The 23701-nt window shown below is 44.6% G+C and carries 23 protein-coding genes and 1 riboswitch; of the genes, 19 read left to right on the forward strand and 4 right to left on the reverse strand.

Going from position 1 to position 23701, the window contains the following annotated elements:
- Positions 1 to 17: 17 nt before the first annotated feature.
- Positions 18 to 956 (reverse strand): ribonuclease HIII, encoded by a 939-nt coding sequence (rnhC, locus tag NYE22_RS06780; RefSeq protein WP_342412402.1) that lies wholly within the window; start codon positions 954 to 956, stop codon positions 18 to 20.
- Positions 957 to 1089: 133 nt separating this feature from the next.
- On the opposite strand from rnhC, the gene zapA reads away from it, so the two are divergent.
- The 14 genes from zapA to NYE22_RS06850 all read left to right on the forward strand — a co-directional run bounded on the left by zapA (position 1090) and on the right by NYE22_RS06850 (position 17468).
- Entirely contained in the window at positions 1090 to 1347 is a 258-nt protein-coding gene (gene zapA, locus NYE22_RS06785; RefSeq protein ID WP_003229534.1) for a cell division protein ZapA, read from the forward strand.
- A gap of 6 nt (positions 1348 to 1353) precedes the next feature.
- Positions 1354 to 1887 carry a CvpA family protein gene (locus NYE22_RS06790; RefSeq protein WP_003229537.1) on the forward strand — a complete coding sequence of 178 codons (534 nt, stop codon included), beginning with the start codon at positions 1354 to 1356 and terminating at the stop codon, positions 1885 to 1887.
- 73 nt (positions 1888 to 1960) lie between these two features.
- Positions 1961 to 3673, forward strand: a complete 1713-nt coding sequence (gene polX / locus NYE22_RS06795) for a DNA polymerase/3'-5' exonuclease PolX (RefSeq protein WP_015384310.1) — start codon at positions 1961 to 1963, stop codon at positions 3671 to 3673.
- Between the two features lie 20 nt (positions 3674 to 3693).
- A complete protein-coding gene (locus NYE22_RS06800; RefSeq protein WP_302896754.1) occupies positions 3694 to 6051 on the forward strand; it encodes an endonuclease MutS2 in 2358 nt (785 codons plus the stop codon).
- 14 nt (positions 6052 to 6065) lie between these two features.
- Positions 6066 to 6470: a DUF350 domain-containing protein gene (locus tag NYE22_RS06805; RefSeq protein ID WP_003237674.1), complete on the forward strand. Its 405-nt coding sequence runs from the start codon at positions 6066 to 6068 to the stop codon at positions 6468 to 6470.
- Positions 6471 to 6658: 188 nt separating this feature from the next.
- The gene (gene lcfA, locus NYE22_RS06810) at positions 6659 to 8341 is read left to right on the forward strand and encodes a long-chain-fatty-acid--CoA ligase LcfA (RefSeq protein WP_342412403.1); all 1683 of its coding nucleotides are present in this window, start codon (positions 6659 to 6661) and stop codon (positions 8339 to 8341) included.
- A gap of 104 nt (positions 8342 to 8445) precedes the next feature.
- On the forward strand, positions 8446 to 9030 hold the full coding sequence (gene fadR, locus NYE22_RS06815; RefSeq protein WP_014477593.1) for a fatty acid metabolism transcriptional regulator FadR: 585 nt from the start codon (positions 8446 to 8448) through the stop codon (positions 9028 to 9030).
- 14 nt (positions 9031 to 9044) lie between these two features.
- The gene (locus tag NYE22_RS06820) at positions 9045 to 9821 is read left to right on the forward strand and encodes an enoyl-CoA hydratase (RefSeq protein ID WP_038828015.1); all 777 of its coding nucleotides are present in this window, start codon (positions 9045 to 9047) and stop codon (positions 9819 to 9821) included.
- 14 nt (positions 9822 to 9835) lie between these two features.
- A complete protein-coding gene (etfB, locus tag NYE22_RS06825) occupies positions 9836 to 10609 on the forward strand; it encodes an electron transfer flavoprotein subunit beta (protein ID WP_021480268.1) in 774 nt (257 codons plus the stop codon).
- 35 nt (positions 10610 to 10644) lie between these two features.
- Positions 10645 to 11622 carry an electron transfer flavoprotein subunit alpha gene (etfA, locus tag NYE22_RS06830; RefSeq protein WP_072173597.1) on the forward strand — a complete coding sequence of 326 codons (978 nt, stop codon included), beginning with the start codon at positions 10645 to 10647 and terminating at the stop codon, positions 11620 to 11622.
- 217 nt (positions 11623 to 11839) lie between these two features.
- The gene (gene abfB / locus NYE22_RS06835) at positions 11840 to 13327 is read left to right on the forward strand and encodes an alpha-L-arabinofuranosidase AbfB (protein WP_072173638.1); all 1488 of its coding nucleotides are present in this window, start codon (positions 11840 to 11842) and stop codon (positions 13325 to 13327) included.
- A 322-nt stretch (positions 13328 to 13649) separates the two neighbouring features.
- Positions 13650 to 13964, forward strand: coding sequence for a thioredoxin (gene trxA / locus NYE22_RS06840; protein WP_003222500.1), 315 nt, complete (start codon positions 13650 to 13652; stop codon positions 13962 to 13964).
- A 135-nt stretch (positions 13965 to 14099) separates the two neighbouring features.
- Complete coding sequence (gene uvrC, locus NYE22_RS06845; RefSeq protein ID WP_014480497.1) at positions 14100 to 15872, forward strand: excinuclease ABC subunit UvrC; 1773 nt, start codon at positions 14100 to 14102, stop codon at positions 15870 to 15872.
- A gap of 64 nt (positions 15873 to 15936) precedes the next feature.
- Positions 15937 to 16116: riboswitch (Lysine riboswitch) on the forward strand.
- A 125-nt stretch (positions 16117 to 16241) separates the two neighbouring features.
- Entirely contained in the window at positions 16242 to 17468 is a 1227-nt protein-coding gene (locus tag NYE22_RS06850; RefSeq protein ID WP_024572581.1) for an aspartate kinase, read from the forward strand.
- A gap of 43 nt (positions 17469 to 17511) precedes the next feature.
- On the opposite strand, the gene NYE22_RS06855 is transcribed toward NYE22_RS06850, so the two are convergent.
- Positions 17512 to 17958, reverse strand: coding sequence for a YslB family protein (locus NYE22_RS06855; protein WP_003222508.1), 447 nt, complete (start codon positions 17956 to 17958; stop codon positions 17512 to 17514).
- Between the two features lie 292 nt (positions 17959 to 18250).
- On the opposite strand from NYE22_RS06855, the gene sdhC reads away from it, so the two are divergent.
- From sdhC to NYE22_RS06880, 5 genes are all read left to right on the forward strand, one after another.
- Positions 18251 to 18859, forward strand: a complete 609-nt coding sequence (gene sdhC / locus NYE22_RS06860; RefSeq protein ID WP_003222512.1) for a succinate dehydrogenase cytochrome B558 — start codon at positions 18251 to 18253, stop codon at positions 18857 to 18859.
- A gap of 33 nt (positions 18860 to 18892) precedes the next feature.
- The gene (gene sdhA / locus NYE22_RS06865; protein WP_003229567.1) at positions 18893 to 20653 is read left to right on the forward strand and encodes a succinate dehydrogenase flavoprotein subunit; all 1761 of its coding nucleotides are present in this window, start codon (positions 18893 to 18895) and stop codon (positions 20651 to 20653) included.
- A 2-nt stretch (positions 20654 to 20655) separates the two neighbouring features.
- Positions 20656 to 21417: a succinate dehydrogenase iron-sulfur subunit gene (sdhB, locus tag NYE22_RS06870; RefSeq protein WP_014477584.1), complete on the forward strand. Its 762-nt coding sequence runs from the start codon at positions 20656 to 20658 to the stop codon at positions 21415 to 21417.
- Positions 21418 to 21477: 60 nt separating this feature from the next.
- On the forward strand, positions 21478 to 21921 hold the full coding sequence (locus NYE22_RS06875; protein WP_015251520.1) for a thioesterase family protein: 444 nt from the start codon (positions 21478 to 21480) through the stop codon (positions 21919 to 21921).
- A 115-nt stretch (positions 21922 to 22036) separates the two neighbouring features.
- Complete coding sequence (locus NYE22_RS06880; protein ID WP_257435894.1) at positions 22037 to 22219, forward strand: LuxR C-terminal-related transcriptional regulator; 183 nt, start codon at positions 22037 to 22039, stop codon at positions 22217 to 22219.
- Positions 22220 to 22230: 11 nt separating this feature from the next.
- On the opposite strand, the gene NYE22_RS06885 is transcribed toward NYE22_RS06880, so the two are convergent.
- Together NYE22_RS06885 and NYE22_RS06890 are read right to left on the reverse strand one after the other, a co-directional pair.
- A complete protein-coding gene (locus tag NYE22_RS06885) occupies positions 22231 to 22707 on the reverse strand; it encodes an ImmA/IrrE family metallo-endopeptidase (protein WP_032722320.1) in 477 nt (158 codons plus the stop codon).
- 140 nt (positions 22708 to 22847) lie between these two features.
- The gene (locus NYE22_RS06890) at positions 22848 to 23567 is read right to left on the reverse strand and encodes a hypothetical protein (protein WP_257435898.1); all 720 of its coding nucleotides are present in this window, start codon (positions 23565 to 23567) and stop codon (positions 22848 to 22850) included.
- Positions 23568 to 23701 lie beyond the last annotated feature (134 nt).

Here is a 23701-nt window from a genome sequence, read left to right on the forward strand (position 1 = left end):
AATCTGCAAGCTTTTTTCTATGAGCGTTTTTTATCAGCAAGGCGCTGCGCTTTTTGCGTATTGGCGAAATGGAGTTTTGTAAAGGTCCTGAGTGCAGATGCCCCTTTTTTGAGGATCAGCTTGGCGGCCGCTTCATCGACGTGAGGACCGGCCCCTTTTGGAAGCGTCATTCCTGCCTCGCGTGATAGTTTATTCATTTCCATTAAAAACGAATACCTTGCAATGATTGAAGCAGCGGCGACAGCCAGGTGAATACCTTCAGCTTTTGTGCTAAAATAGGTCCGCTCCTTCACAATGTCTCTGCCCTTTAAATGATTGAAGTAGACGCCTGGCTCAGCGAATTGGTCAATCAAAATGGCTTCAGGCTTTACTCCATCCAATTTTCTTAATAAATGTGTGATCGCCTGATTGTGCAGCAAAGCTTTCATTTTCCCTTGGCTCATGCCTTTTTCCTGCATGCTGTTATACTTTTCATTTTTTAAAACCAGCAGGCTATATGGAATGGTTTTGATCAGGTTTCGGGCAATCTCGATGATTTGCGGATCTTTTAAATCTTTAGAATCCTTAACACCGAGTTCCTTCATTAAAGGAAGCATGGTTTTGTCGACGTACGCGCATACAACCGTCATTGGGCCAAAGTAATCTCCGGTTCCGACTTCGTCAGAACCGATAACAGACATTCCGGCGATATCTGCCGGAGGGGCATAGCGGGGATCAGCCGGCTTTTTGGCCATTTTCTTCTTTTCCGGCTCTGCTGTTCCCCAGCGCGCGGATTCTGCCGCTGCGTTTTTGCCTTGAAACAAGACCTTGCCTGATTTATATGCTGTAATGGTACAGCCGGGCGGTTTCGCCTGAAAAACGGCTCCCTGCGGAACAGAGGCTGTAAGCGAACCGCTGTATGTCATTTTCATTTGGTCAATAGCAGACAACGATACTTTTATCACTGAATGGGACACGTAATAATCTCCTTTTTTTACACTTTTCGCTGTATATACCAGTGTATCATAACAGCGGGAGGCTCGTCTTTCCATTCATTTAATAAACGTGTTATGATAAGAACTAGGATTCTCGCGGAATGGAGGAGAAACGTTGTCTGACGGCAAAAAAACAAAAACAACCGTTGACATTTACGGCCAGCACTTCACGATTGTCGGTGAAGAAAGCAGAGCCCATATGAGGTATGTCGCCGGAATTGTTGATGATAAAATGAGAGAAATCAATGAAAAAAATCCATACCTTGATATAAATAAACTTGCAGTGCTGACAGCGGTAAATGTGGTGCACGATTATGTCAAATTACAAGAGAAATGTGAAAAACTGGAGCGTCAGCTTAAAGAAAAGGATTGAACAACTATGCTAGATATCATCATCTTAATCTTGCTCCTGATGGGGACTTTACTGGGGTTAAAACGCGGTTTTATCCTGCAGTTTATCCGCTTGACGAGCTTTATTTTATCAATTGCCTTTGCGGCTTTATTCTATAAAAACGTGGCACCGCATTTACATTGGATTCCCGCACCCGATTTTTCAGCGGGACAGCCGGCTCTTTCTTTTTTTACGGGGAATTTGGAAGCAGCGTACTATAATGCGATTGCGTTTATCGTTTTATTTATCATTGCTAAAATCTTACTGAGAATCATCGGCTCGTTCCTGAGTATTGTAGCCGGCATTCCGGTGATTAAACAAATCAACCAGATGCTGGGCGCCGTTCTCGGTTTTCTAGAAGTCTATTTATTTACATTTGTGCTGCTGTATGTCGCATCCGTTCTGCCGGTAGATGCACTGCAGCAAATGATGGGGCAATCGTCCCTCGCAAATGTGATCATTAACCATACACCATACTTGTCAGGGCTCCTACAAGAGCTGTGGACACAGTACGGGGCATAAAAAAACTTCTCTTGTCCGGAGAAGTTTTTTTCAAGTATGATGGAAACATATGTGAACGTCTGGGGGTTATGATATGCATAAAAAAGATATTATCCGGCTGCTTGAAACCATTGCAGTCTATATGGAACTAAAAGGGGACAACCCGTTTAAAGTATCCGCCTTCCGAAAAGCGGCGGCAGCCCTGGAACAGGACGACCGAAGCTTATCAGAAATGGACGATATGATGTCGCTGTCCGGCATTGGAAAAGGAACGTACAGCGTCATTAAAGAGTATATAGATGAAGGAAAGTCAAGCACGCTCGAATCGCTTCAGAAAGAAGTGCCGGAAGGACTCGTGCCTTTATTGAAGCTGCCGGGGCTCGGCGGCAAAAAAATCGCAAAGCTATATAAAGAGCTCGGCGTACATGATGCAGAATCTCTGAAGGAAGCCTGTGAACAGCAAAAGGTACAAGGTCTTGCGGGCTTCGGCAAAAAATCGGAAGAAAAAATATTACAGGCGCTCGGGGAAGCCGGAAAACAGCCTGAACGGTTCCCGATCGGCTACGCCCTCCGGATCGCGCGGGAAATTGAGGAGCATCTTTCTCAATTTACGCATATCATCAAATTTTCTCGTGCCGGAAGTCTCCGCAGAGCGCGGGAAACGGTGAAGGATCTGGATTATATCATTGCTACAGATCATCCGGCTGAAGTAAGAGAGCAGCTTCTTGAGCTGCCAAACATCAAAAGCGTGATCGCAAGCGGAGATACGAAGGTGTCCGTCATCCTTTCCTTTGAATATGAAACAAGCGTCGATTTCCGTCTTGTGACGGAAGAGCAGTTTCCGACAACACTCCATCATTTTACGGGATCAAAGGATCACAATATTAAAATGCGCCAAATCGCCAAAGAACGCGGCGAGCGGATCAGTGAATACGGCGTTGAGACAGTTGAAACCGGAGAGATCAAAACATTTCCGAGTGAACGTGAATTTTATGCGCACTTCGGCCTGCCGCTGATTCCGCCGGAAATTCGTGAAAGCGGACAGGAAGTGGAAACCTACAGCGACAGCATTGAACTGATAGAACCCGGGCAAATCAAAGGTGATCTCCACATGCACTCAACGTGGAGCGATGGTGCATTTTCAATCAGAGAGATGGCTGAAGCCTGCATCAAAAAAGGCTATCAATACATGGCGATCACCGATCACTCACAATATTTAAAGGTCGCCAACGGCCTTACTGCAGAAAGACTTAAGCAGCAGGCAAAAGAAATTGACGCACTGAATGCAGAGTTTGAAAACTTCCGTATTTTGAAAGGCGTTGAGATGGATATCCTGCCTGACGGTACGCTCGATTATGATGACGATGTGCTTGCGGAAATGGATATCGTTATTGCATCGATTCATTCCAGTTTTAATCAGCCGGAACACGTGATTATGAAACGGCTTGAGACGGCACTGACAAACAAGCATGTTGACATTATCGCACACCCGACCGGGCGCCTTATCGGCAGACGGGCCGGTTACGAAATCGATATTGATCAGCTGATTGAGCTTGCGAGGAAAACAAATACGGCGCTTGAACTCAACGCCAACCCTGCGCGCCTTGATCTGCGCACAGAGCATTTAATGAAAGCAAACGAACAAGGGGTTACATTGGTGATTAATACTGATGCCCATAATATTGAGATGTTAGACGATATGAAAACTGGCGTTACTGCCGCGCGCAAAGGATGGACGGAAACGAAAAACGTTCTGAATGCCCGGTCGCTTAAAGACGTAGAGGCATTTCTGAAGCGCAACGATTAAGTAAGGAGGCTCACACAATCGTGCAGCAAAAAGTATTATCAGCTCTTGAATTTCATAAAGTGAAAGAACAGGTTATTGGGCATGCCGCTTCATCGCTCGGAAAAGAAATGCTTCTCGAGCTTAAGCCTTCTGCTTCTATAGACGAAATCAAAAAACAGCTGGATGAAGTAGACGAAGCTTCTGACATTATCCGGCTGAGAGGCCAAGCGCCATTTGGCGGCCTTGTAGATATCAGAGGAGCGTTAAGACGGGCGGAAATCGGCAGCGTTCTCAGTCCTTCTGAATTCACTGAAATCTCAGGCCTGCTTTATGCAGTTAAACAAATGAAACGTTTTATCACCCAAATGGCTGAAGACGGTGTCGACATTCCGCTGATCCATCAGCATGCTGAACAGCTTATCACGCTGTCCGATTTAGAGCGGGACATTAATTCCTGCATTGATGATCACGGAGAAGTGCTTGATCATGCATCGGAAACATTAAGAGGAATCCGCACACAGCTCAGAACACTCGAATCAAGAGTCAGAGACCGGTTAGAGTCGATGCTGCGTTCCTCTTCCGCTTCGAAAATGCTGTCTGATACGATTGTTACGATTCGGAATGACCGCTTTGTGATCCCGGTCAAACAGGAGTACAGATCCAGCTATGGAGGAATTGTGCACGACACCTCATCCTCTGGTGCGACATTATTCATTGAACCGCAGGCGATTGTAGATATGAACAATTCCCTTCAGCAGGCGAAAGTGAAAGAAAAGCAAGAAATTGAACGGATTTTGCGTGTGCTGACAGAGAAAACGGCAGAGTATACAGAGGAGCTATTTCTAGATTTGCAAGTGCTGCAGACGCTTGACTTTATTTTTGCAAAAGCTAGATATGCAAAAGCGGTTAAAGCGACAAAACCGATTATGAACGACACCGGCTTTATCCGTTTGAAAAAAGCCCGCCATCCATTGCTTCCGCCTGACCAGGTTGTTGCCAATGACATCGAGCTTGGCCGCGATTTTTCAACCATTGTCATCACAGGGCCAAACACCGGGGGGAAAACAGTCACCCTTAAAACGTTAGGCCTGCTAACCTTAATGGCGCAATCAGGTCTTCATATCCCGGCAGATGAAGGGTCAGAAGCGGCAGTATTTGAGCACGTATTCGCTGATATCGGTGATGAACAGTCGATTGAGCAAAGTTTAAGTACGTTCTCATCCCATATGGTGAACATTGTCGGCATTTTAGAACAGGTCAATGAAAACAGCCTTGTGCTTTTCGATGAACTTGGTGCAGGGACAGATCCGCAGGAGGGGGCGGCCCTCGCCATGAGCATCTTGGATGACGTGCATCGCACCAATGCACGAGTGTTAGCTACGACGCATTATCCGGAATTGAAGGCGTACGGCTATAACAGAGAAGGCGTCATGAATGCCAGCGTTGAATTTGACATCGAAACGCTGTCACCGACCTATAAACTTTTAATTGGTGTGCCGGGTCGAAGCAATGCTTTCGAAATTTCAAAACGCCTCGGGCTCCCGGACCATGTCATCGGGCAGGCGAAGTCAGAAATGACGGCCGAGCATAACGAAGTCGATACGATGATTGCGTCGCTGGAACAAAGCAAAAAACGTGCGGAAGAAGAGCTTTCTGAGACAGAATCAATCAGAAAAGAAGCGGAAAAACTGCATAAAGAGCTGCAGCAGCAAATCATCGAGCTTAACAGCAAAAAAGACAAAATGCTTGAAGAGGCAGAACAGCAGGCTGCTGAAAAAGTAAAAGCGGCAATGAAAGAAGCCGAGGACATTATTCATGAATTGCGCTCCATAAAAGAAGAACACAAATCCTTCAAGGATCACGAGCTGATTAACGCGAAGAAACGGTTAGAAGGCGCTATGCCGGCTTTTGAAAAGTCCAAGAAACCGGAAAAGCCGAAAGCGCAAAAACGCAACTTTAAGCCTGGCGACGAGGTGAAAGTCCTCACTTTCGGGCAAAAAGGAACATTGCTCGAAAAAACAGGCGGCAATGAATGGAATGTTCAAATCGGTATTTTAAAGATGAAAGTAAAAGAAAAAGATCTGGAGTTTATCAAATCAGCTCCGGAGCCAAAAAAAGAAAAAATCATTACAGCGGTCAAGGGAAAGGACTATCACGTATCTCTTGAACTTGATCTCCGCGGCGAACGCTATGAAAATGCCCTCAGCCGGGTTGAAAAATACTTGGATGATGCGGTGTTAGCCGGATATCCAAGAGTGTCAATCATCCACGGAAAAGGAACCGGCGCTTTAAGAAAAGGCGTACAGGATCTTCTGAAAAACCACCGCAGCGTCAAAAGTTCCCGTTTCGGTGAAGCAGGTGAGGGAGGATCAGGCGTTACGGTTGTTGAACTAAAATAAAAGGGAGTATGGCCATGAGTGATTTTTGGGAAAACGAGCTTGTGGAAATCGCGGCATATTACAGTGTCGCGGTTCTCTGCCTCGTCCTCTTTTTGACTGTGTTTGAGCTGGTGACGGCTTATAAAAACTGGGAAGAGATTCAAAAAGGAAATCTTGCGGTGGCAATGGCGACCGGCGGAAAAATTTTGGGAATCGCAAACGTATTTCAGCATTCCATCTCCCAGCATAATTCGCTGCTGCAAATGATCGGCTGGGGCGTTTACGGGTTTGTTATGCTTCTGATCAGCTACTTTATTTTTGAGTTTTTGACTCCGCGGTTTAAAATTGATCAGGAAATCGAAAATGATAACCGGGCTGTCGGCTTTATTTCATTTGTCATTTCTGTCGGGCTTTCATTTGTAGTGGCAGCCGGAATATAAGGGGACGGAGAATAAATGGAAAAGCTTGCGAAAATACTGCTCGCCGCGGCGGGAATCTTTTTGTTAATTGGTCTTATATATCTGTTCATATTATGAGAAAAAGAAAGATTTACCTTTCTTTTTCTTTTTTTTGCCGTCCATCTGCTATAATGATAAGGTGGATCTCTAAAATCGAAAGGGGAGGTTTTATGCAGTCTCAAAAGCCGTGGCTTGCCGAGTATCCCAACGATATCCCGCATGAGCTTCCGTTGCCGAATGAAACCCTGCAATCCATCCTGACAGACTCCGCCGCACGATTCCCTGATAAAACCGCAATATCGTTTTATGGAAAAAAACTCACCTTTCATGACATTCTGACGGATGCTCTTAAACTTGCAGCTTTTTTGCAGGTCAATGGCCTGCAAAAAGGAGACAGAGTGGCTGTTATGCTGCCCAATTGCCCGCAAACAGTGATTTCTTATTATGGCGTCTTGTTTGCCGGTGGCATCGTGGTGCAGACGAATCCGCTTTATACCGAGCATGAGCTTGAATACCAGCTTAGAGATGCTCAGGTAAGTGTAATCATCACCTTAGATTTGCTTTTCCCGAAGGCAATAAAAATGAAAACGTTATCAATAGTTGACCAGATTTTGATAACCAGCGTAAAAGACTATTTGCCTTTTCCGAAGAATATTCTTTACCCGCTGACGCAAAAACAAAAAGTGCATATCGACTTTGACAAAACAGCTAACATTCACACGTTCGCTTCCAGTATGAAGCAGGAAAAAACTGAACTCCTGACAATCCCGAAGATCGATCCTGAGCATGATATCGCTGTCCTCCAGTATACCGGAGGAACAACCGGAGCTCCAAAAGGGGTCATGCTCACGCACCAAAATATTTTGGCAAATACTGAAATGTGCGCCGCTTGGATGTATGACGTGAAAGAAGGCGCTGAAAAAGTGCTGGGCATCGTCCCGTTTTTTCATGTCTACGGACTGACGGCAGTCATGAACTATTCGATTAAACTAGGCTTCGAAATGATTCTTCTTCCTAAGTTTGATCCGCTCGAAACACTTAAAATCATCGACAAACACAAACCGACGCTCTTTCCTGGCGCACCGACAATTTACATTGGCCTTTTGCATCACCCCGAATTGCAGCATTATGATCTGTCATCCATTAAAAGCTGTCTTAGCGGATCAGCCGCGCTCCCCGTGGAGGTAAAGCAGAAATTTGAAAAGGTGACTGGCGGAAAGCTTGTGGAAGGCTATGGTTTGTCTGAGGCATCCCCAGTGACGCACGCCAATTTTATCTGGGGAAAAAACAAGCCGGGCAGTATCGGCTGTCCTTGGCCGAGTACGGACGCTGCGATCTATTCTGAAGAGACGGATGAGCTTGCCGCTCCGTATGAGCATGGAGAAATCATTGTAAAAGGTCCGCAAGTCATGAAAGGATACTGGAATAAACCAGAGGAAACCGCCGCAGTGCTGAGAGATGGCTGGCTGTTCACCGGGGACATGGGCTATATGGATGAAGAAGGCTTTTTCTATATTGCTGACAGGAAGAAGGATATCATCATTGCCGGCGGTTACAATATTTACCCGCGTGAGGTAGAAGAAGCGCTTTATGAACATGAAGCCATCCAGGAAATTGTTGTCGCAGGCGTTCCCGATTCCTACAGGGGAGAAACAGTAAAAGCATTTGTCGTATTAAAGAAAGGCGCAAAAGCCGATGCAGAAGAACTGGATGCCTTTGCGAGATCTCGACTAGCTCCCTATAAGGTGCCCAAAGCCTATGAGTTCAGAAAAGAGCTGCCGAAAACGGCGGTGGGAAAAATTTTAAGAAGGCGTTTACTTGATGAGGAAACCGAAAATCATCATATCAAATAAAAAAAGAGAACGCCTATGAATAAACTTGACAAACCTGAAAATCCTTCTTATCATAAAATTATGAATGAATAGTCATTCATTTCTATAGGAAGGAACGATGAACATTGAAGCAAAAACGGCCAAAGTATATGCAGATTATTGATGCAGCAGTAGAAGTCATTGCAGAAAACGGCTACCACCAGTCACAGGTATCCAAAATTGCCAAACAAGCCGGAGTAGCGGACGGCACCATCTATCTCTATTTTAAAAACAAAGAAGATATTTTAATTTCTCTTTTCAAAGAAAAAATGGGTCAATTTATTGAGCGGATGGAAGAGGACATTAAAGAAAAAGCAACAGCGAAAGAGAAATTGGCGCTTGTGATTTCAAAGCATTTTTCCCTTTTAGCGGGTGACCATAATCTCGCAATTGTCACGCAGCTTGAGCTCCGCCAATCCAACTTGGAGCTGCGCCAAAAAATCAACGAAATATTAAAAGGCTACTTAAATATTTTGGATGGCATTTTGACGGAAGGCATACAATCAGGCGAATTAAAAGAAGGCCTCGACGTCCGCCTCGCCCGGCAGATGATTTTTGGAACGATTGACGAAACCGTGACAACATGGGTGATGAATGACCAAAAGTACGATCTTGCTGCGCTTTCAGACAGCGTTTTAGAATTATTGGTGTCCGGAATTCATAATAAGTAAAGGAGTTCTGTCCTATGAATGCAATATCACTGGCAGTTGATCAATTTGTGGCAGTTTTGACGATTCACAATCCGCCGGCAAATGCGCTTTCCAGCCGGATATTAGAAGAGCTGTCTTCCTGTCTTGATCAATGTGAGACAGATGCAGGCGTTCGAAGCATTATCATTCACGGCGAGGGAAGATTTTTCTCAGCCGGCGCTGATATTAAAGAATTTACATCGCTTAAAGGCAATGAGGATTCCTCATTGCTCGCTGAGCGCGGCCAGCAGTTAATGGAGAGAATCGAAAGCTTTCCAAAACCGATTATCGCAGCGATTCACGGCGCTGCTCTCGGAGGCGGGCTGGAGCTTGCGATGGCCTGTCATATCAGAATCGCAACAGAAGATGCTAAGCTGGGGCTCCCGGAGCTTAATCTCGGTATCATTCCGGGTTTTGCGGGGACACAGCGCCTTCCGAGATATGTCGGTACAGCCAAAGCATTAGAGCTCATCGGATCAGGAGAACCGATATCCGGAAAAGAAGCGCTTGATCTCGGACTTGTCTCAATTGGAGCGAAAGATGAGGCAGAAGTGATTGAAAAAGCAAAAGCACTTGCCGCTAAGTTTGCAGAGAAAAGCCCGCAAACGCTGGCATCTTTGCTTGAGCTTCTTTATTCCAACAAGGTGTATTCCTATGAAGGCAGCTTAAAGCTTGAAGCAAAGCGATTTGGGGAAGCATTTGAGTCAGAGGACGCCAAGGAAGGCATCCAGGCATTTCTCGAAAAAAGAAAGCCTCAGTTCAAAGGCGAATAAAAGGGGATATGATCATGAATCTATTTGTACTGATGAAACGGACGTTTGACACAGAAGAAAAAATCGTCATTGAAACAGGAAAGATTCAGGATGACGGAGCGGAATGGATCATTAATCCATATGATGAGTACGCGATAGAAGAAGCCATCCAGTTGAAGGAAAAGCATGGCGGCACGATCACCGCTGTCACGGTCGGCGGTGAAGAAGCGGAGAAAGAATTGCGTACGGCGCTTGCCATGGGTTGTGACCAAGCTGTTTTAATCAACATAGAAGATGATCTTGAAGAACCCGACCAATATTCCATTTCTCAAGTTTTATACCACTATTTGAAGAATCAGGAGTTTGATTTGATTCTCGGCGGAAATGTTGCCATTGACGGAGGATCAGGACAAGTGGCGCCTCGGCTTGCCGAGCTACTGGACATTCCGTGTATCACTACGATCACCAAACTCGAAATCAACGGCACTGATGCAGAAGCAGAAAGGGACGTCGAAGGGGATGTTGAAAAAATCAAAACGACGCTCCCATTGCTTGTCACAGCTCAGCAGGGCTTAAACGAGCCGCGCTATCCATCGCTTCCGGGAATTATGAAGGCTAAGAAAAAGCCGCTTGAAGAGCTTGAACTTGATGATCTTGACCTGGACGAAGAGGATGCTGAACCAAAGCTGAAAACCATTGAGCGTTTTCTGCCGCCGAAAAAAGAAGCCGGGAAGCTTCTCCAAGGTGAGCCTGCCGAACAGGCAAAAGAGCTTGTCTCATTGCTCCGCAGCGAAGCTAAAGTCATTTAAAGCTTGGACATTCAAAGAAACAGGGGGATGTTAGAATGGGAAAAAAAGTGATCGTGCTTGGAGAAATACGCGATGGGGAATTGCGGAATGTCACCTTTGAAGCAATAGCTGCAGGAAGAACCATTTCAGGAGACGGGGAAGTCATCGGTGTTCTCATCGGTGAAAATGTACAAAGCATTGCACAAGAGCTTATTCATTACGGAGCAGATAAAGTTCTTACCGCTGAGGACCCGAAGCTGAAAACATACACGGCAGACGGGTACAGCCAGGTCATGAGAGGTGTTATCGAGCAAGAAAATCCTGATTCAGTCATATTCGGGCATACGGCAATGGGCAAGGATCTTTCACCGAAGCTTGCTGCCCGTCTGCAAACAGGCTTAATTTCTGATGCTATAGATGTAAGCGTTACCGGAGGGAATGTTGTGTTCACACGCCCGATTTACTCGGGGAAAGCTTTTGAACGCGTCATTTCAACCGATCCGATGATCTTTGCAACAATTCGCCCCAATAACATTCAAGCTTCAGAAAAAGACATCAGCAGATCGGGAAGCATCGAAAGCATGAATGTCTCTCTTACTGACCTCCGCACTGTGATTCAAGAGGTCGTGAAAAAAACGGCGGACGGTGTTGATCTCTCCGAAGCGAAAATTATCGTTGCGGGCGGCCGAGGAGTCAAAAGCAAGGAAGGATTTCAGCCGCTGCAGGAGCTTGCAGAGGTGCTAGGGGCCGCAGTCGGGGCTTCTCGCGGGGCATGTGACGCTGATTATTGCGATTACGCGCTCCAAATCGGGCAGACCGGGAAAGTCGTCACTCCGGATTTGTACATTGCATGCGGCATTTCCGGCGCCATCCAGCATTTGGCCGGCATGTCAAACAGCAAGGTGATCGTCGCCATCAATAAAGACCCCGAAGCCGATATCTTTAAAATAGCGGATTACGGCATCGTCGGTGATTTATTTGAAGTTGTCCCGTTATTAACTGAGGAATTCAAACAATTGAATATACACTCATAAAGGAAATCCCGGACTTTAAAAGTTCGGGATTTTTTCATATTTATAAATACATACGTACAAATATAAAAACAATAGAAAATGTCGTTGACATGTACGAACATATATAATATGGTTACTTTAAAAGCGCTTACATTCATGCTGACTCCTCAGGCAAAAGACAGATCACATATTTGACTGTGGTGCTTTTCATATCCGTATGAAAGGAATGATCAGAGGCATGTCTGAACATCAAGCAGTGATTCAAACAGATATCGTAAAAGGAACCATTAACAAAAATATATACGGTCATTTTGCTGAGCATTTAGGAAGAGGGATTTATGAGGGGATCTGGGTTGGAACGGACTCAGACATCCCCAATATCAACGGGATACGAAAGGACGTGCTGGAGGCGCTCAAACAGCTGCACATTCCTGTCCTCAGGTGGCCGGGCGGGTGTTTTGCGGACGAATACCATTGGGCAAACGGTGTCGGTGACCGTAAGACAATGCTGAACACTCACTGGGGCGGTACAATTGAATCAAATGAATTCGGAACGCATGAATTTATGATGCTTTGCGAGCTGCTTGAATGCGAGCCATATATTTGCGGCAATGTCGGAAGCGGAACCGTTCAGGAAATGGCGGAGTGGATTGAGTATATGACATTTGAAGAAGGCACGCCGATGTCAGACTGGAGAAAACAAAATGGAAGAGAAGAGCCTTGGAATCTGAAATATTTCGGCGTGGGTAATGAAAACTGGGGCTGTGGCGGCAACATGCATCCCGAATACTACGCAGATCTGTACCGGCGTTTTCAGACTTATGTCCGCAATTACAGCGGGAATGAAATTTATAAAATTGCAGGCGGCGCAAATGTGGATGATTTTAATTGGACGGACGTGCTTATGAAAAAAGCCGCTGGCCTGATGGACGGGTTGAGTCTTCATTATTACACGATTCCGGGGGATTTCTGGAAGGGCAAAGGATCAGCCACAGAATTCACGGAAGATGAATGGTTTATTACGATGAAAAAAGCCAAATACATCGGTGAATTGATTCAAAAACACGGCACGATTATGGACCGGTACGATCCGGAGCAGCGGGTCGGGCTGATTATTGATGAATGGGGCACGTGGTTTGATCCCGAGCCAGGCACGAATCCCGGTTTCTTATATCAGCAAAACACCATTCGTGATGCACTGGTGGCGGCTTCTCATTTCCACATTTTCCATCAGCATTGCCGCCGGGTGCAAATGGCCAACATCGCCCAAACAGTAAACGTTCTACAAGCGATGATTTTGACTGAGGGCGAGCGGATGCTTTTGACACCGACGTACCATGTATTCAATATGTTTAAGGTGCACCAGGACGCTTCTCTTTTAGCAACAGAGACAATGTCTGCCGACTATGAATGGAAGGGTGAAACGCTTCCGCAAATCAGCATTTCAGCGTCGAAACAAGCTGAAGGTGATATCAATATCACTATTTGCAACATCGATCACCAAAACAAAGCGGAGGCGGAAATCGAGCTGAGAGGCCTACACAAGGCAGCGTACCATTCCGGAGTCATTCTTACGGCAGAAAAAATGAATGCGCATAACACGTTTGACGATCCTCATCATGTCAAACCGGAATCCTTCAGACAATACACGCTCAGCAAAAACAAACTGAAAGTAAAACTCCCGCCAATGTCAGTCGTCTTACTTACGCTGCGTGCTGATTCTTAATCGCGCAAGAGCGCCGGAGCTTCATGCCGGCGCTCTTTTTCAGGTTTTAAAACAGCTCCGGCAGGGCATGGTAAAGTACATGACAGTGAAGAGGAGATGTGATCTTATGCTTCGTACCATTTTAATGATTATTGGGGCAATTGTAGTGATCGGGGCCATTATCAGATTTGTGTTTTAAAAAAAGAGCATATCCCATTCAACCATATAAAAATGAGTAAACCGGCTGTGATCAGGAAAAAATAATTTGTAAGCATTAAAATAGCGTGAACGAATGGGAGATGCTATACTAAAAATCATCATTTCACATTGGAGGAATTCAATAATGGCTATCGTAAAAGCAACTGATCAATCTTTCTCAGCTGAAACAAGCGAAGGCGTCGTACTGGCAGACTTCTGGGCTCCTTGGTGCGGACCTTGTAAAATGATTGCACCTGTTCTTGAAGAATTGGATCAAGAAATGGGAGACAAACTGAAAATCGTAAAAATTGATGTAGACGAAAACCAAGAAACTGCCGGAAAATACGGTGTTATGAGCATCCCGACTCTTCTTGTGTTAAAAGACGGCGAAGTAGTTGAAACTTCAGTCGGCTTCAAACCAAAAGAAGCGCTTCAAGAGCTTGTAAACAAACATCTTTAATTTTCCGCTGCTTACATGCCAGAGCGATTCCGATTGAGGGATCGCTTTTTTTATTCGCCAATTGTGAACCATAGAGAAAAACAAACGTTCGTGTTAAACTGGATATAAAGGATTAAACATAAGGAAGGGTAACATATGAACAAACAACTGAAAGAAAAACTCGCCCTCCTTCCCGATCAACCGGGTTGTTATCTCATGAAGGACCGGCAGCAGACTGTGATCTACGTAGGGAAAGCAAAAGTGCTGAAAAACAGAGTGCGCTCCTACTTCACCGGTTCTCACGACGCGAAAACCCAAAGGCTTGTGACGGAAATCGAGGATTTTGAATATATCGTGACGTCCTCCAATCTTGAAGCGCTTATTTTAGAAATGAATCTGATCAAAAAGCATGATCCGAAATACAACGTCATGCTCAAAGACGACAAAACCTATCCTTTCATAAAACTCACCCATGAACGCCACCCAAGGCTGATTGTCACCCGCAATGTCAAAAAAGACAAAGGGCGCTATTTCGGGCCTTATCCGAATGTACAGGCAGCAAGGGAAACAAAAAAACTGCTCGACCGTCTGTATCCTCTCAGAAAATGCTCCAAGCTCCCGGACAGAGTGTGCCTTTACTATCATCTGGGCCAATGCCTCGCTCCGTGCGTAAAGGATATTTCCGAAGAGACGAACAGAGAGCTGGTTGAAAGCATTACACGTTTCTTAAGGGGCGGCTATAATGAGGTCAAAAAAGAGCTTGAAGAGAAAATGCATGAAGCTGCTGAGAATCTTGAGTTTGAACGAGCAAAAGAGCTTCGTGACCAAATTGCCCATATTGAATCAACGATGGAAAAACAAAAAATGACGATGAACGATCTAGTCGACCGTGATGTATTCGCGTACGCGTACGATAAGGGCTGGATGTGCGTGCAGGTCTTTTTCATCCGCCAAGGGAAGCTCATTGAACGCGATGTCAGCATGTTCCCGCTTTATCAGGAAGCAGATGAAGAGTTCCTCACGTTCATCGGGCAGTTTTATTCAAAAAACAACCACTTCCTTCCGAAAGAGATTTTAGTTCCGGACAGCGTAGATCAATCCATGATCGAGCAGCTGCTGGAAACAAACGTTCACCAGCCGAAGAAAGGCCCGAAAAAAGAACTGCTCATGCTTGCCCATAAAAATGCGAAAATCGCATTGAAAGAAAAATTCTCTTTAATCGAACGCGACGAGGAGCGTTCAATCGGGGCTGTGCAGAAACTAGGTGAGGCATTAAATATTTATACGCCGCACAGAATTGAAGCGTTTGATAACTCAAACATACAGGGGACAAACCCGGTTTCCGCGATGATTGTGTTTATCGACGGCAAACCATACAAAAAGGAATACCGCAAATATAAAATCAAAACCGTTACAGGGCCGGATGATTACGGTTCTATGAGAGAGGTTGTCAGAAGACGCTATACGAGAGTGCTTCGTGAGAATCTGCCGCTGCCCGATCTGATCATCATTGACGGAGGAAAAGGGCAGATCAACGCAGCAAGGGATGTCATTGAAAATGAACTCGGCTTGGATATCCCGATCGCCGGTTTAGCGAAAGATGAAAAACACAGAACCTCAAATTTACTGATCGGTGATCCGCTGGAGGTAGTGTATCTGGAACGAAACAGCCAGGAATTTTACCTCCTGCAGCGCATTCAGGACGAGGTGCACCGTTTTGCAATCAGTTTTCACAGGCAAATCCGCGGAAAAAGCGCGTTTCAATCCGTTTTGGACGACATCCCGGGTATCGGAGAGAAAAGAAAGAAAATGCTGTTAAAGCATTTCGGTTCCGTTAAAAAAATGAAGGAAGCAAGCCTTGAGGACATCAAAAAAGCCGGTGTTCCCGCAGCGGCGGCTCAGCTCCTTTACGACAAATTGCAAAAATAATGTTGTCCTTTTAAATAAGATCTGATAAAATGTGAACTAATTTCATAGTTAGATCGTGTTATATGGTGAAGATAGAGGTGCGAACTTCAAGAGTATGCCTTTGGAGAAAGATGGATTCTGTGAAAAAGGCTGAAAGGGGAGCGTCGCCGAAGCAAATAAAACCCCATCGGTATTATTTGCTGGCCGTGCATTGAATAAATGTAAGGCTGTCAAGAAATCATTTTCTTGGAGGGCTATCTCGTTGTTCATAATCATTTATGATGATTAATTGATAAGCAATGAGAGTATTCCTCTCATTGCTTTTTTTATTGTGGACAAAGCGCTCTTTCTCCTCACCCGCACGAACCAAAATGTAAAGGGTGGTAATACATGGGTCTTATTGTACAAAAATTCGGAGGCACTTCCGTCGGCTCAGTCGAAAAAATTCAAAATGCGGCAAACCGCGCAATTGCAGAAAAACAGAAAGGCCATCAAGTCGTTGTCGTCGTTTCAGCAATGGGAAAATCCACTGACGAATTGGTCAGCCTTGCAAAAGCTATTTCTGACCAGCCCAGCAAACGCGAAATGGATATGCTGCTGGCGACAGGCGAGCAGGTCACGATTTCACTCCTTTCAATGGCATTGCAGGAAAAAGGCTATGACGCTGTGTCTTATACTGGCTGGCAGGCGGGAATCCGTACAGAGGCCATTCACGGAAACGCCAGAATTACAGATATCGACACATCGGTTTTAGCAGACCAGCTCGAAAAGGGAAAAATTGTCATTGTCGCAGGATTCCAAGGCATGACAGAGGATTGTGAAATTACGACATTGGGCCGGGGCGGTTCAGATACAACAGCAGTTGCTTTGGCTGCCGCTTTAAAAGCTGATAAATGTGACATATACACAGACGTGCCAGGCGTGTTTACAACCGATCCGCGCTATGTGAAATCAGCGAGAAAACTTGCGGGCATCTCATACGATGAAATGCTTGAGCTTGCCAATTTAGGCGCCGGTGTTCTTCATCCGAGAGCAGTTGAGTTCGCGAAAAATTACCAAGTGCCGTTAGAAGTGCGTTCAAGTACAGAAACCGAAGCGGGAACATTAATTGAGGAGGAATCATCCATGGAACAGAATTTAATTGTCAGAGGCATTGCATTTGAAGATCAAATCACAAGAGTAACCATTTACGGGCTGACTAGCGGCCTGACAACTTTGTCTACTATTTTTACGACACTTGCCAAAAGAAACATAAATGTGGATATCATTATCCAAACGCAGGCCGAGGACAAGACTGGAATTTCCTTCTCTGTCAAAACAGAAGATGCAGACCAAACCGTTGCAGTGCTTGAAGAGTATAAAGACGCGCTAGAATTTGAGAAAATCGAGACAGAAAGCAAATTGGCTAAAGTATCCATTGTTGGATCCGGCATGGTCTCAAATCCTGGTGTAGCGGCTGAAATGTTTGCTGTACTGGCGCAAAAAAATATTTTAATCAAAATGGTCAGCACATCTGAAATCAAAGTGTCAACAGTCGTAAGCGAAAATGACATGGTGAAAGCAGTCGAGTCGCTTCACGATGCATTTGAGCTTTCAAAACACCCTTCAGCTGTGTAATGACAATCAAAAAGGCGGGACTATGCAGTCACCGCCTTTTTGATTACACTGGGTCTTTCATATCCCATTTCACAGTCAGAACCACTTTATCGGCTCTCTTTTTCACTTGTTCATATGATTCGGCAATCTGATCATTCATCAATTGAATTTGTTCAGCGATAAAACCAGCCTCCAGCTGAAAGCAAGGTTCTTTCTGATGTTTAAGCCGGTTGGAAATGATCGGCCCTTCAAGTTCAAATTCAAGCTCCTGTTTTTTAGCGCTTACGTTGGTGAGGGTTCCCCAGCCCGCTTCTTCAAAGAAGGCCGGAAATTCCTCCCATGATTCAAGAGGAAACTTACGGGCGAGATGTTTTCCTGCCCAATACATCATGGAAGAGTAATCTTGGCCAAGCATATCTGGGAGAACGATCTCTCGTATTAGTTCGTAGGCATAGGCGTTCATTTCAATTTCTTTTAGGTTGTCAATAGATGCTTCAAATTTAGACTTCATATCTGTCTCCCCTCTCTCCTGCGTATATTATAGCTCAAACAGGGGGGAGGATTACAGAATGATCCTGTAATTCTTATGAAAAATTAAGCAAGAAATATATATTGATAAAATAAAATTTTTCAATCAACTAATCAATTCGGAAAATTATAATTTATGTACGCGTTTTCTTGACGCCCTTTTGAGGGAGGAGTAAAATGAAATTGTCAATAAATCTTAATAAAGTGCTTACAATTGAAAGAAGTGGGGGAAGAGATTTAGCACATTTCGCACTTATCAAACAGGGGGTAAAGTAATGTCTGGGAACAGAGAGTTTTATTTTCGAAGATTGCATTCCTTGCTTGGCGTCATACCGGTCGGCATCTTTCTCATTCAGCATTTAGTCGTCAACCAGTTTGCCGCAAGGGGCGCTGAAGCATTCAATAGCGCTGCTCATTTTATGGATAGTCTGCCTTTCAGGTATGCCTTGGAAATTTTTATTATCTTCTTACCATTAATTTATCATGCAGTTTATGGTGTGTACATAGCGTTTACTGCGAAAAATAACGCAGGCCAATACAGCTACATGAGAAACTGGCTATTCGTCCTGCAGCGTGTAACCGGTATCATCACCCTCATTTTCGTCAGCTGGCACGTGTGGGAAACCCGCATTGCCGCACAAATGGGTGCTGAGGTCAATTTCGACATGATGGCGAATATTTTGAGCTCTCCGGCTATGCTTGGTTTTTACATTGTCGGTGTTTTATCAACAATTTTCCACTTCTCGAACGGTTTATGGTCTTTCGCTGTTACATGGGGCATCACGGTAACGCCTCGTTCTCAAAGAATTTCGACATACGTTACGCTGATTATTTTTGTTGCACTGTCATACGTAGGCTTAAAAGCGATTTTCGCATTTGTTTAAGAGTACTAGATTACTAGAGGGAGAGGGGCTATCATGAGTCAATCAAGCATTATCGTAGTCGGCGGGGGTCTTGCCGGCCTCATGGCGACAATTAAAGCAGCGGAATCAGGAATGGCGGTTAAATTGTTTTCCATCGTTCCTGTCAAACGTTCTCATTCAGTTTGTGCGCAAGGCGGCATAAATGGAGCGGTCAATACAAAAGGGGAAGGTGACTCTCCGTGGGAACATTTTGATGACACGGTATACGGGGGAGACTTTCTTGCCAACCAGCCGCCGGTCAAGGCGATGTGTGAAGCGGCGCCTTCGATCATCCACTTATTAGACCGGATGGGCGTCATGTTTAACCGGACGCCTGAAGGCCTGCTTGATTTCCGCCGATTCGGGGGTACACAGCACCACAGAACTGCTTATGCTGGTGCGACGACGGGACAGCAGCTGCTTTACGCACTGGACGAGCAAGTGCGCAGATACGAAGTTGCGGGTCTGGTCACAAAATACGAAGGCTGGGAATTCCTTGGCGCTGTTTTAGATGATGACAGAACCTGCCGTGGAATTGTTGCACAAAACCTGACAAACATGCAAATTGAATCCTTCCGTTCAGACGCTGTCATTATGGCGACGGGCGGACCGGGAATCATCTTTGGAAAATCAACGAACTCCATGATTAATACAGGATCTGCTGCATCAATCGTTTATCAGCAGGGAGCGTATTATGCAAACGGAGAATTCATTCAAATCCACCCGACAGCCATACCGGGCGATGACAAACTAAGACTGATGAGTGAATCAGCGCGTGGTGAAGGCGGGCGCGTGTGGACATATAAAGACGGCAAACCATGGTATTTCCTGGAGGAAAAATATCCGGCATACGGAAACCTGGTGCCGCGTGATATTGCGACACGCGAAATATTTGATGTGTGTGTGAACCAGAAGCTCGGCATTAACGGTGAAAACATGGTATATCTCGATCTGTCTCATAAAGATCCGAAAGAGCTTGATATTAAGCTTGGCGGCATCATTGAGATTTATGAGAAATTCATGGGAGACGACCCGCGTAAGCTTCCAATGAAAATCTTCCCTGCGGTCCATTATTCTATGGGCGGTTTATGGGTGGATTACGATCAAATGACAAACATCCCTGGACTGTTTGCGGCTGGGGAATGTGATTATTCTATGCACGGCGGCAACCGCTTGGGAGCGAACTCCTTGCTGTCTGCGATTTACGGAGGCATGGTGGCCGGACCGAATGCGGTGAAATATGTAAACGGCTTAGAATCTTCAGCGGAAGACATGTCTTCATCATTATTCGACGCTCACGTTAAGAAAGAAGAAGAAAAATGGGCTGATATTATGAGTATGGACGGAACCGAAAATGCCTATGTTCTTCACAAAGAGCTCGGTGAGTGGATGACGGCGAACGTAACGGTTGTCCGCCATAATGACAAGCTTTTGAAAACGGATGACAAAATTCAGGAGTTAATGGAGCGCTTCAAAAAGATCAACATCAATGATACGACAAAATGGAGCAACCAGGGAGCGATGTTCACACGCCAGTTCTCAAACATGCTTCAGCTTGCTAGGGTGATTACCCTTGGCGCATACAACCGTAATGAAAGCCGGGGCGCCCATTATAAACCGGATTATCCTGAACGTAATGATGATGAATGGCTCAAAACAACAATGGCTAAACATGTAAGCCCGTATGAAGCGCCGGAATTTGAGTATCAGGATGTCGATGTATCACTGATAACGCCTCGGAAACGGGATTACTCGAAGAAGAAGGTGGCGAAATAATCATGAGTGAACAAAAAACCATACGATTTATTATCACACGTCAAGATACAGCCGACAGCACGCCTTACGATGAAGAATTTGAGATTCCATACCGCCCGAATCTGAACGTCATTTCCGCTCTGATGGAAATCCGCCGGAATCCGGTTAATGTCAAAGGTGAGAAGACAACCCCTGTCACATGGGATATGAACTGTCTTGAGGAAGTATGCGGCGCATGTTCAATGGTCATAAACGGAAAACCCCGCCAATCTTGCACGGCGCTTATCGACCAGCTTGAACAGCCGATCCGTTTAAAACCAATGAAAACATTCCCAGTCGTTCGTGATTTGCAGGTTGATCGCAGCAGAATGTTTGATTCATTGAAAAAAGTTAAAGCATGGATACCGATTGACGGTACGTACGATTTAGGACCAGGGCCGAGAATGCCAGAAAAACGCCGTCAATGGGCATATGAATTATCAAAATGCATGACATGCGGCGTCTGCCTCGAAGCTTGCCCGAATGTGAACAGCAAATCGAAGTTCATGGGGCCTGCACCGATGTCGCAAGTCCGCCTGTTTAACGCGCATCCGACAGGCGCTATGAATAAATCTGAACGATTAGAAGCATTAATGGATGAAGGCGGCCTTCAAGATTGCGGTAACTCGCAAAACTGTGTTCAATCCTGTCCGAAGGGGATTCCGCTTACCACTTCGATTGCAGCCTTGAATAGAGATACAAACTTACAAGCGTTCCGCAATTTCTTCGGAAGCGACAGAGTATAAGAAGAAAAAACCTCTTCCGCATGGGAGAGGTTTTTTTAAACAATAAGGAGATGAAAAAAGATGAAGCTTCCCGCTTATATTGATATGCCGTTTCAAGAATGGAAAACATCCTTTTCTTTTTTTAATGAGGTATCCGTAAGATTTTCCGAGACAGACATGTTTGGGCATATGAATAATGTAACCCCTTTTATATATTTTGAGGAGGCGCGGATTTCTTATTTTAAAAAGCTGAATATGATGAGTGAAAACAAACAGACCATGACAGTCGTGGCAAGCCAGCAATGCGATTATTTGCGCCAAGTCATGCCTTATGAAGAATTGCGCATCTATGTGAAAACAAGCGCAGTCGGCAGTTCATCTCTTACCTTGCACTATCTCGGAGAGAACCTCGAAGGCGAACCCTGCTTCACCGGGGCAGTCGTGATGGTTCAAGTCTCAAAGGAAAGCGGCAAAGCTGTCAGCTGGACAGATGAGGAGAAAGAAACGCTTCTTCATACACGATAAACTAATTATCTTGTAAACGTCACCTCCTGCGCCCTTCTTACATATGATATCTCGACTATATCAAAACCCATTCGTTTCTGATTCGCTCTCACCTTAGCAAGGAGGGTTACAATACTTGAAGGAGAAAGAATTTCAATCGAAGCCGCTGCTAACGAAAAGAGAAAGAGAAGTGTTCGAATTGCTCGTTCAAGATAAGACAACAAAGGAGATTGCAAGCGAGCTATTTATCAGTGAGAAAACCGTTCGAAACCATATTTCAAATGGTATGCATACCGATCGCAAACTAAGAGCCCTTTAGAGGCTCTTTTTTTATATGATGAGTCGTTTTTTATTGAAGTACATATTGATGCGGGTCATCGCAAATGACTCTGGAACCTTGAAGGCATCGGCAATGACTTGAACTGCGTCGTATAGATTACGGGGGATGTCCATTGCTCGGAGCATGAAAGTAGGTATACAAAAGTGATACGCAAAATAATTGGCCTGGTACTCTAAATATCGTTTCCACGAAGCAGGCATGATCTTATCATCGTTCATGTGTCTAAAATCATGGCAAACCTCATGAGCAAAATCCAGCCACTGTTCCTGTCGTGTCTTTCGTGAATCTAAAGAAATTGTATACATGCCGTTGAATCGCAGAGCAAAACTCGTTTCCGGATTGTAAACAATTAAGATGTCCAAGGCCTGAGCAATTCTATCAAAATTAATCTCATGTGGCTTTGTTATATTGATCTCCCTGTAAAGCTGTTCAATCCAATCTTCTAAATGGCTGTTAGTATATCTCAAAGATGAAACCTCCCTTAAATAACCAAAGATGTGACTTTTGTCATGGGTTTTATTGTATCTTATCACCTATTTTACTGAATATAAACAAACATATGTTCTCTTTTGAGCGAAAAGAAAAGCCCCACTATGAGGGCATTCTTTTATAATGAATCTCTAGAAGTATATTTTACTTTTACTGTTTGTTCTTTACCCATTAAACCTGTTTCGGTGTTTACAGCGCCGTTTTCCACTTTATATGGTGGCGTGAATCTAAGCTCAAGCTCTTTAGGGGTAGATTTCTGATCTTTTAACGGAATCAAGAAATAACCTTGCTCTTTAACTTTACCCTGGTAGGTCATAACAATAGGATTGTTAGACAGCAGTCCACTATCAGCGGTAAGCTGTTCTTTTGTATCTGTAATAACCGTAATATCTCCGTTATAGTCTACATCGTGATCAGCAGTGTTCTCAGCCTCTGTTGAGATCATAATCGCTCTGATTGTATCTTTTCCACTAAATTCTTCTTCTTGTTTCATGGAATCAGACAATTTAAGGTCTACGAGAACAGGCATAAATTTGAGTTTAAAGCCTTGAAAATCTAAGCTTATGAAACCTTCTTCTTTGTCGCTTTGATCATTTGTATAGCCGGCTAACATTGTAAAGTCACCAGATTCATTGGAGAACTTGTATTTTTCTTCTGCTGAAGAATCAGTTGCAGAGTCTGTTTTTGCCGTAGTCTTATCTTCCGTTTTTTCTTCAGTTTTTGTTGGTGTTTTTTCCTCTTTGGCTTTATCGTCTTTTGCTGAAGAGTCCTCCGAATTACATGCGGCCAAGGTAAAACTCAAAGTCAAAGCTCCAATACCTAATAACCATTTTTTCAATTGTAATTTCCCCTTTTATAATGAAGTGCAATCTCTTTCTTTGTATCGTCTAAATAAAGGATTTTTTTACTTTTTCTCTCTAAAATCTGAGTGGAAAACCCTGAATGTTTTACCTCAAAATTTGCGGTTGAATG

It is taken from the genome of Bacillus sp. FSL K6-1560, assembly GCF_038592935.1.
GTDB classification, from domain to species: domain Bacteria; phylum Bacillota; class Bacilli; order Bacillales; family Bacillaceae; genus Bacillus; species Bacillus subtilis.

Bases quoted from the DNA above. Each gene is read 5' to 3' on its own strand.
- NYE22_RS06790 (WP_003229537.1), top strand. From the start codon at position 1,354: ATGCTAGATATCATCATCTTAATCTTGCTCCTGATGGGGACTTTACTG.
- polX (WP_015384310.1), top strand. From the start codon at position 1,961: ATGCATAAAAAAGATATTATCCGGCTGCTTGAAACCATTGCAGTCTAT.
- NYE22_RS06805 (WP_003237674.1), top strand. From the start codon at position 6,066: ATGAGTGATTTTTGGGAAAACGAGCTTGTGGAAATCGCGGCATATTAC.
- lcfA (WP_342412403.1), top strand. From the start codon at position 6,659: ATGCAGTCTCAAAAGCCGTGGCTTGCCGAGTATCCCAACGATATCCCG.
- NYE22_RS06820 (WP_038828015.1), top strand. From the start codon at position 9,045: ATGAATGCAATATCACTGGCAGTTGATCAATTTGTGGCAGTTTTGACG.
- etfB (WP_021480268.1), top strand. From the start codon at position 9,836: ATGAATCTATTTGTACTGATGAAACGGACGTTTGACACAGAAGAAAAA.
- etfA (WP_072173597.1), top strand. From the start codon at position 10,645: ATGGGAAAAAAAGTGATCGTGCTTGGAGAAATACGCGATGGGGAATTG.
- abfB (WP_072173638.1), top strand. From the start codon at position 11,840: ATGTCTGAACATCAAGCAGTGATTCAAACAGATATCGTAAAAGGAACC.
- trxA (WP_003222500.1), top strand. From the start codon at position 13,650: ATGGCTATCGTAAAAGCAACTGATCAATCTTTCTCAGCTGAAACAAGC.
- uvrC (WP_014480497.1), top strand. From the start codon at position 14,100: ATGAACAAACAACTGAAAGAAAAACTCGCCCTCCTTCCCGATCAACCG.
- NYE22_RS06850 (WP_024572581.1), top strand. From the start codon at position 16,242: ATGGGTCTTATTGTACAAAAATTCGGAGGCACTTCCGTCGGCTCAGTC.
- NYE22_RS06855 (WP_003222508.1), bottom strand. From the start codon at position 17,958: ATGAAGTCTAAATTTGAAGCATCTATTGACAACCTAAAAGAAATTGAA.
- sdhC (WP_003222512.1), top strand. From the start codon at position 18,251: ATGTCTGGGAACAGAGAGTTTTATTTTCGAAGATTGCATTCCTTGCTT.
- sdhA (WP_003229567.1), top strand. From the start codon at position 18,893: ATGAGTCAATCAAGCATTATCGTAGTCGGCGGGGGTCTTGCCGGCCTC.
- sdhB (WP_014477584.1), top strand. From the start codon at position 20,656: ATGAGTGAACAAAAAACCATACGATTTATTATCACACGTCAAGATACA.
- NYE22_RS06875 (WP_015251520.1), top strand. From the start codon at position 21,478: ATGAAGCTTCCCGCTTATATTGATATGCCGTTTCAAGAATGGAAAACA.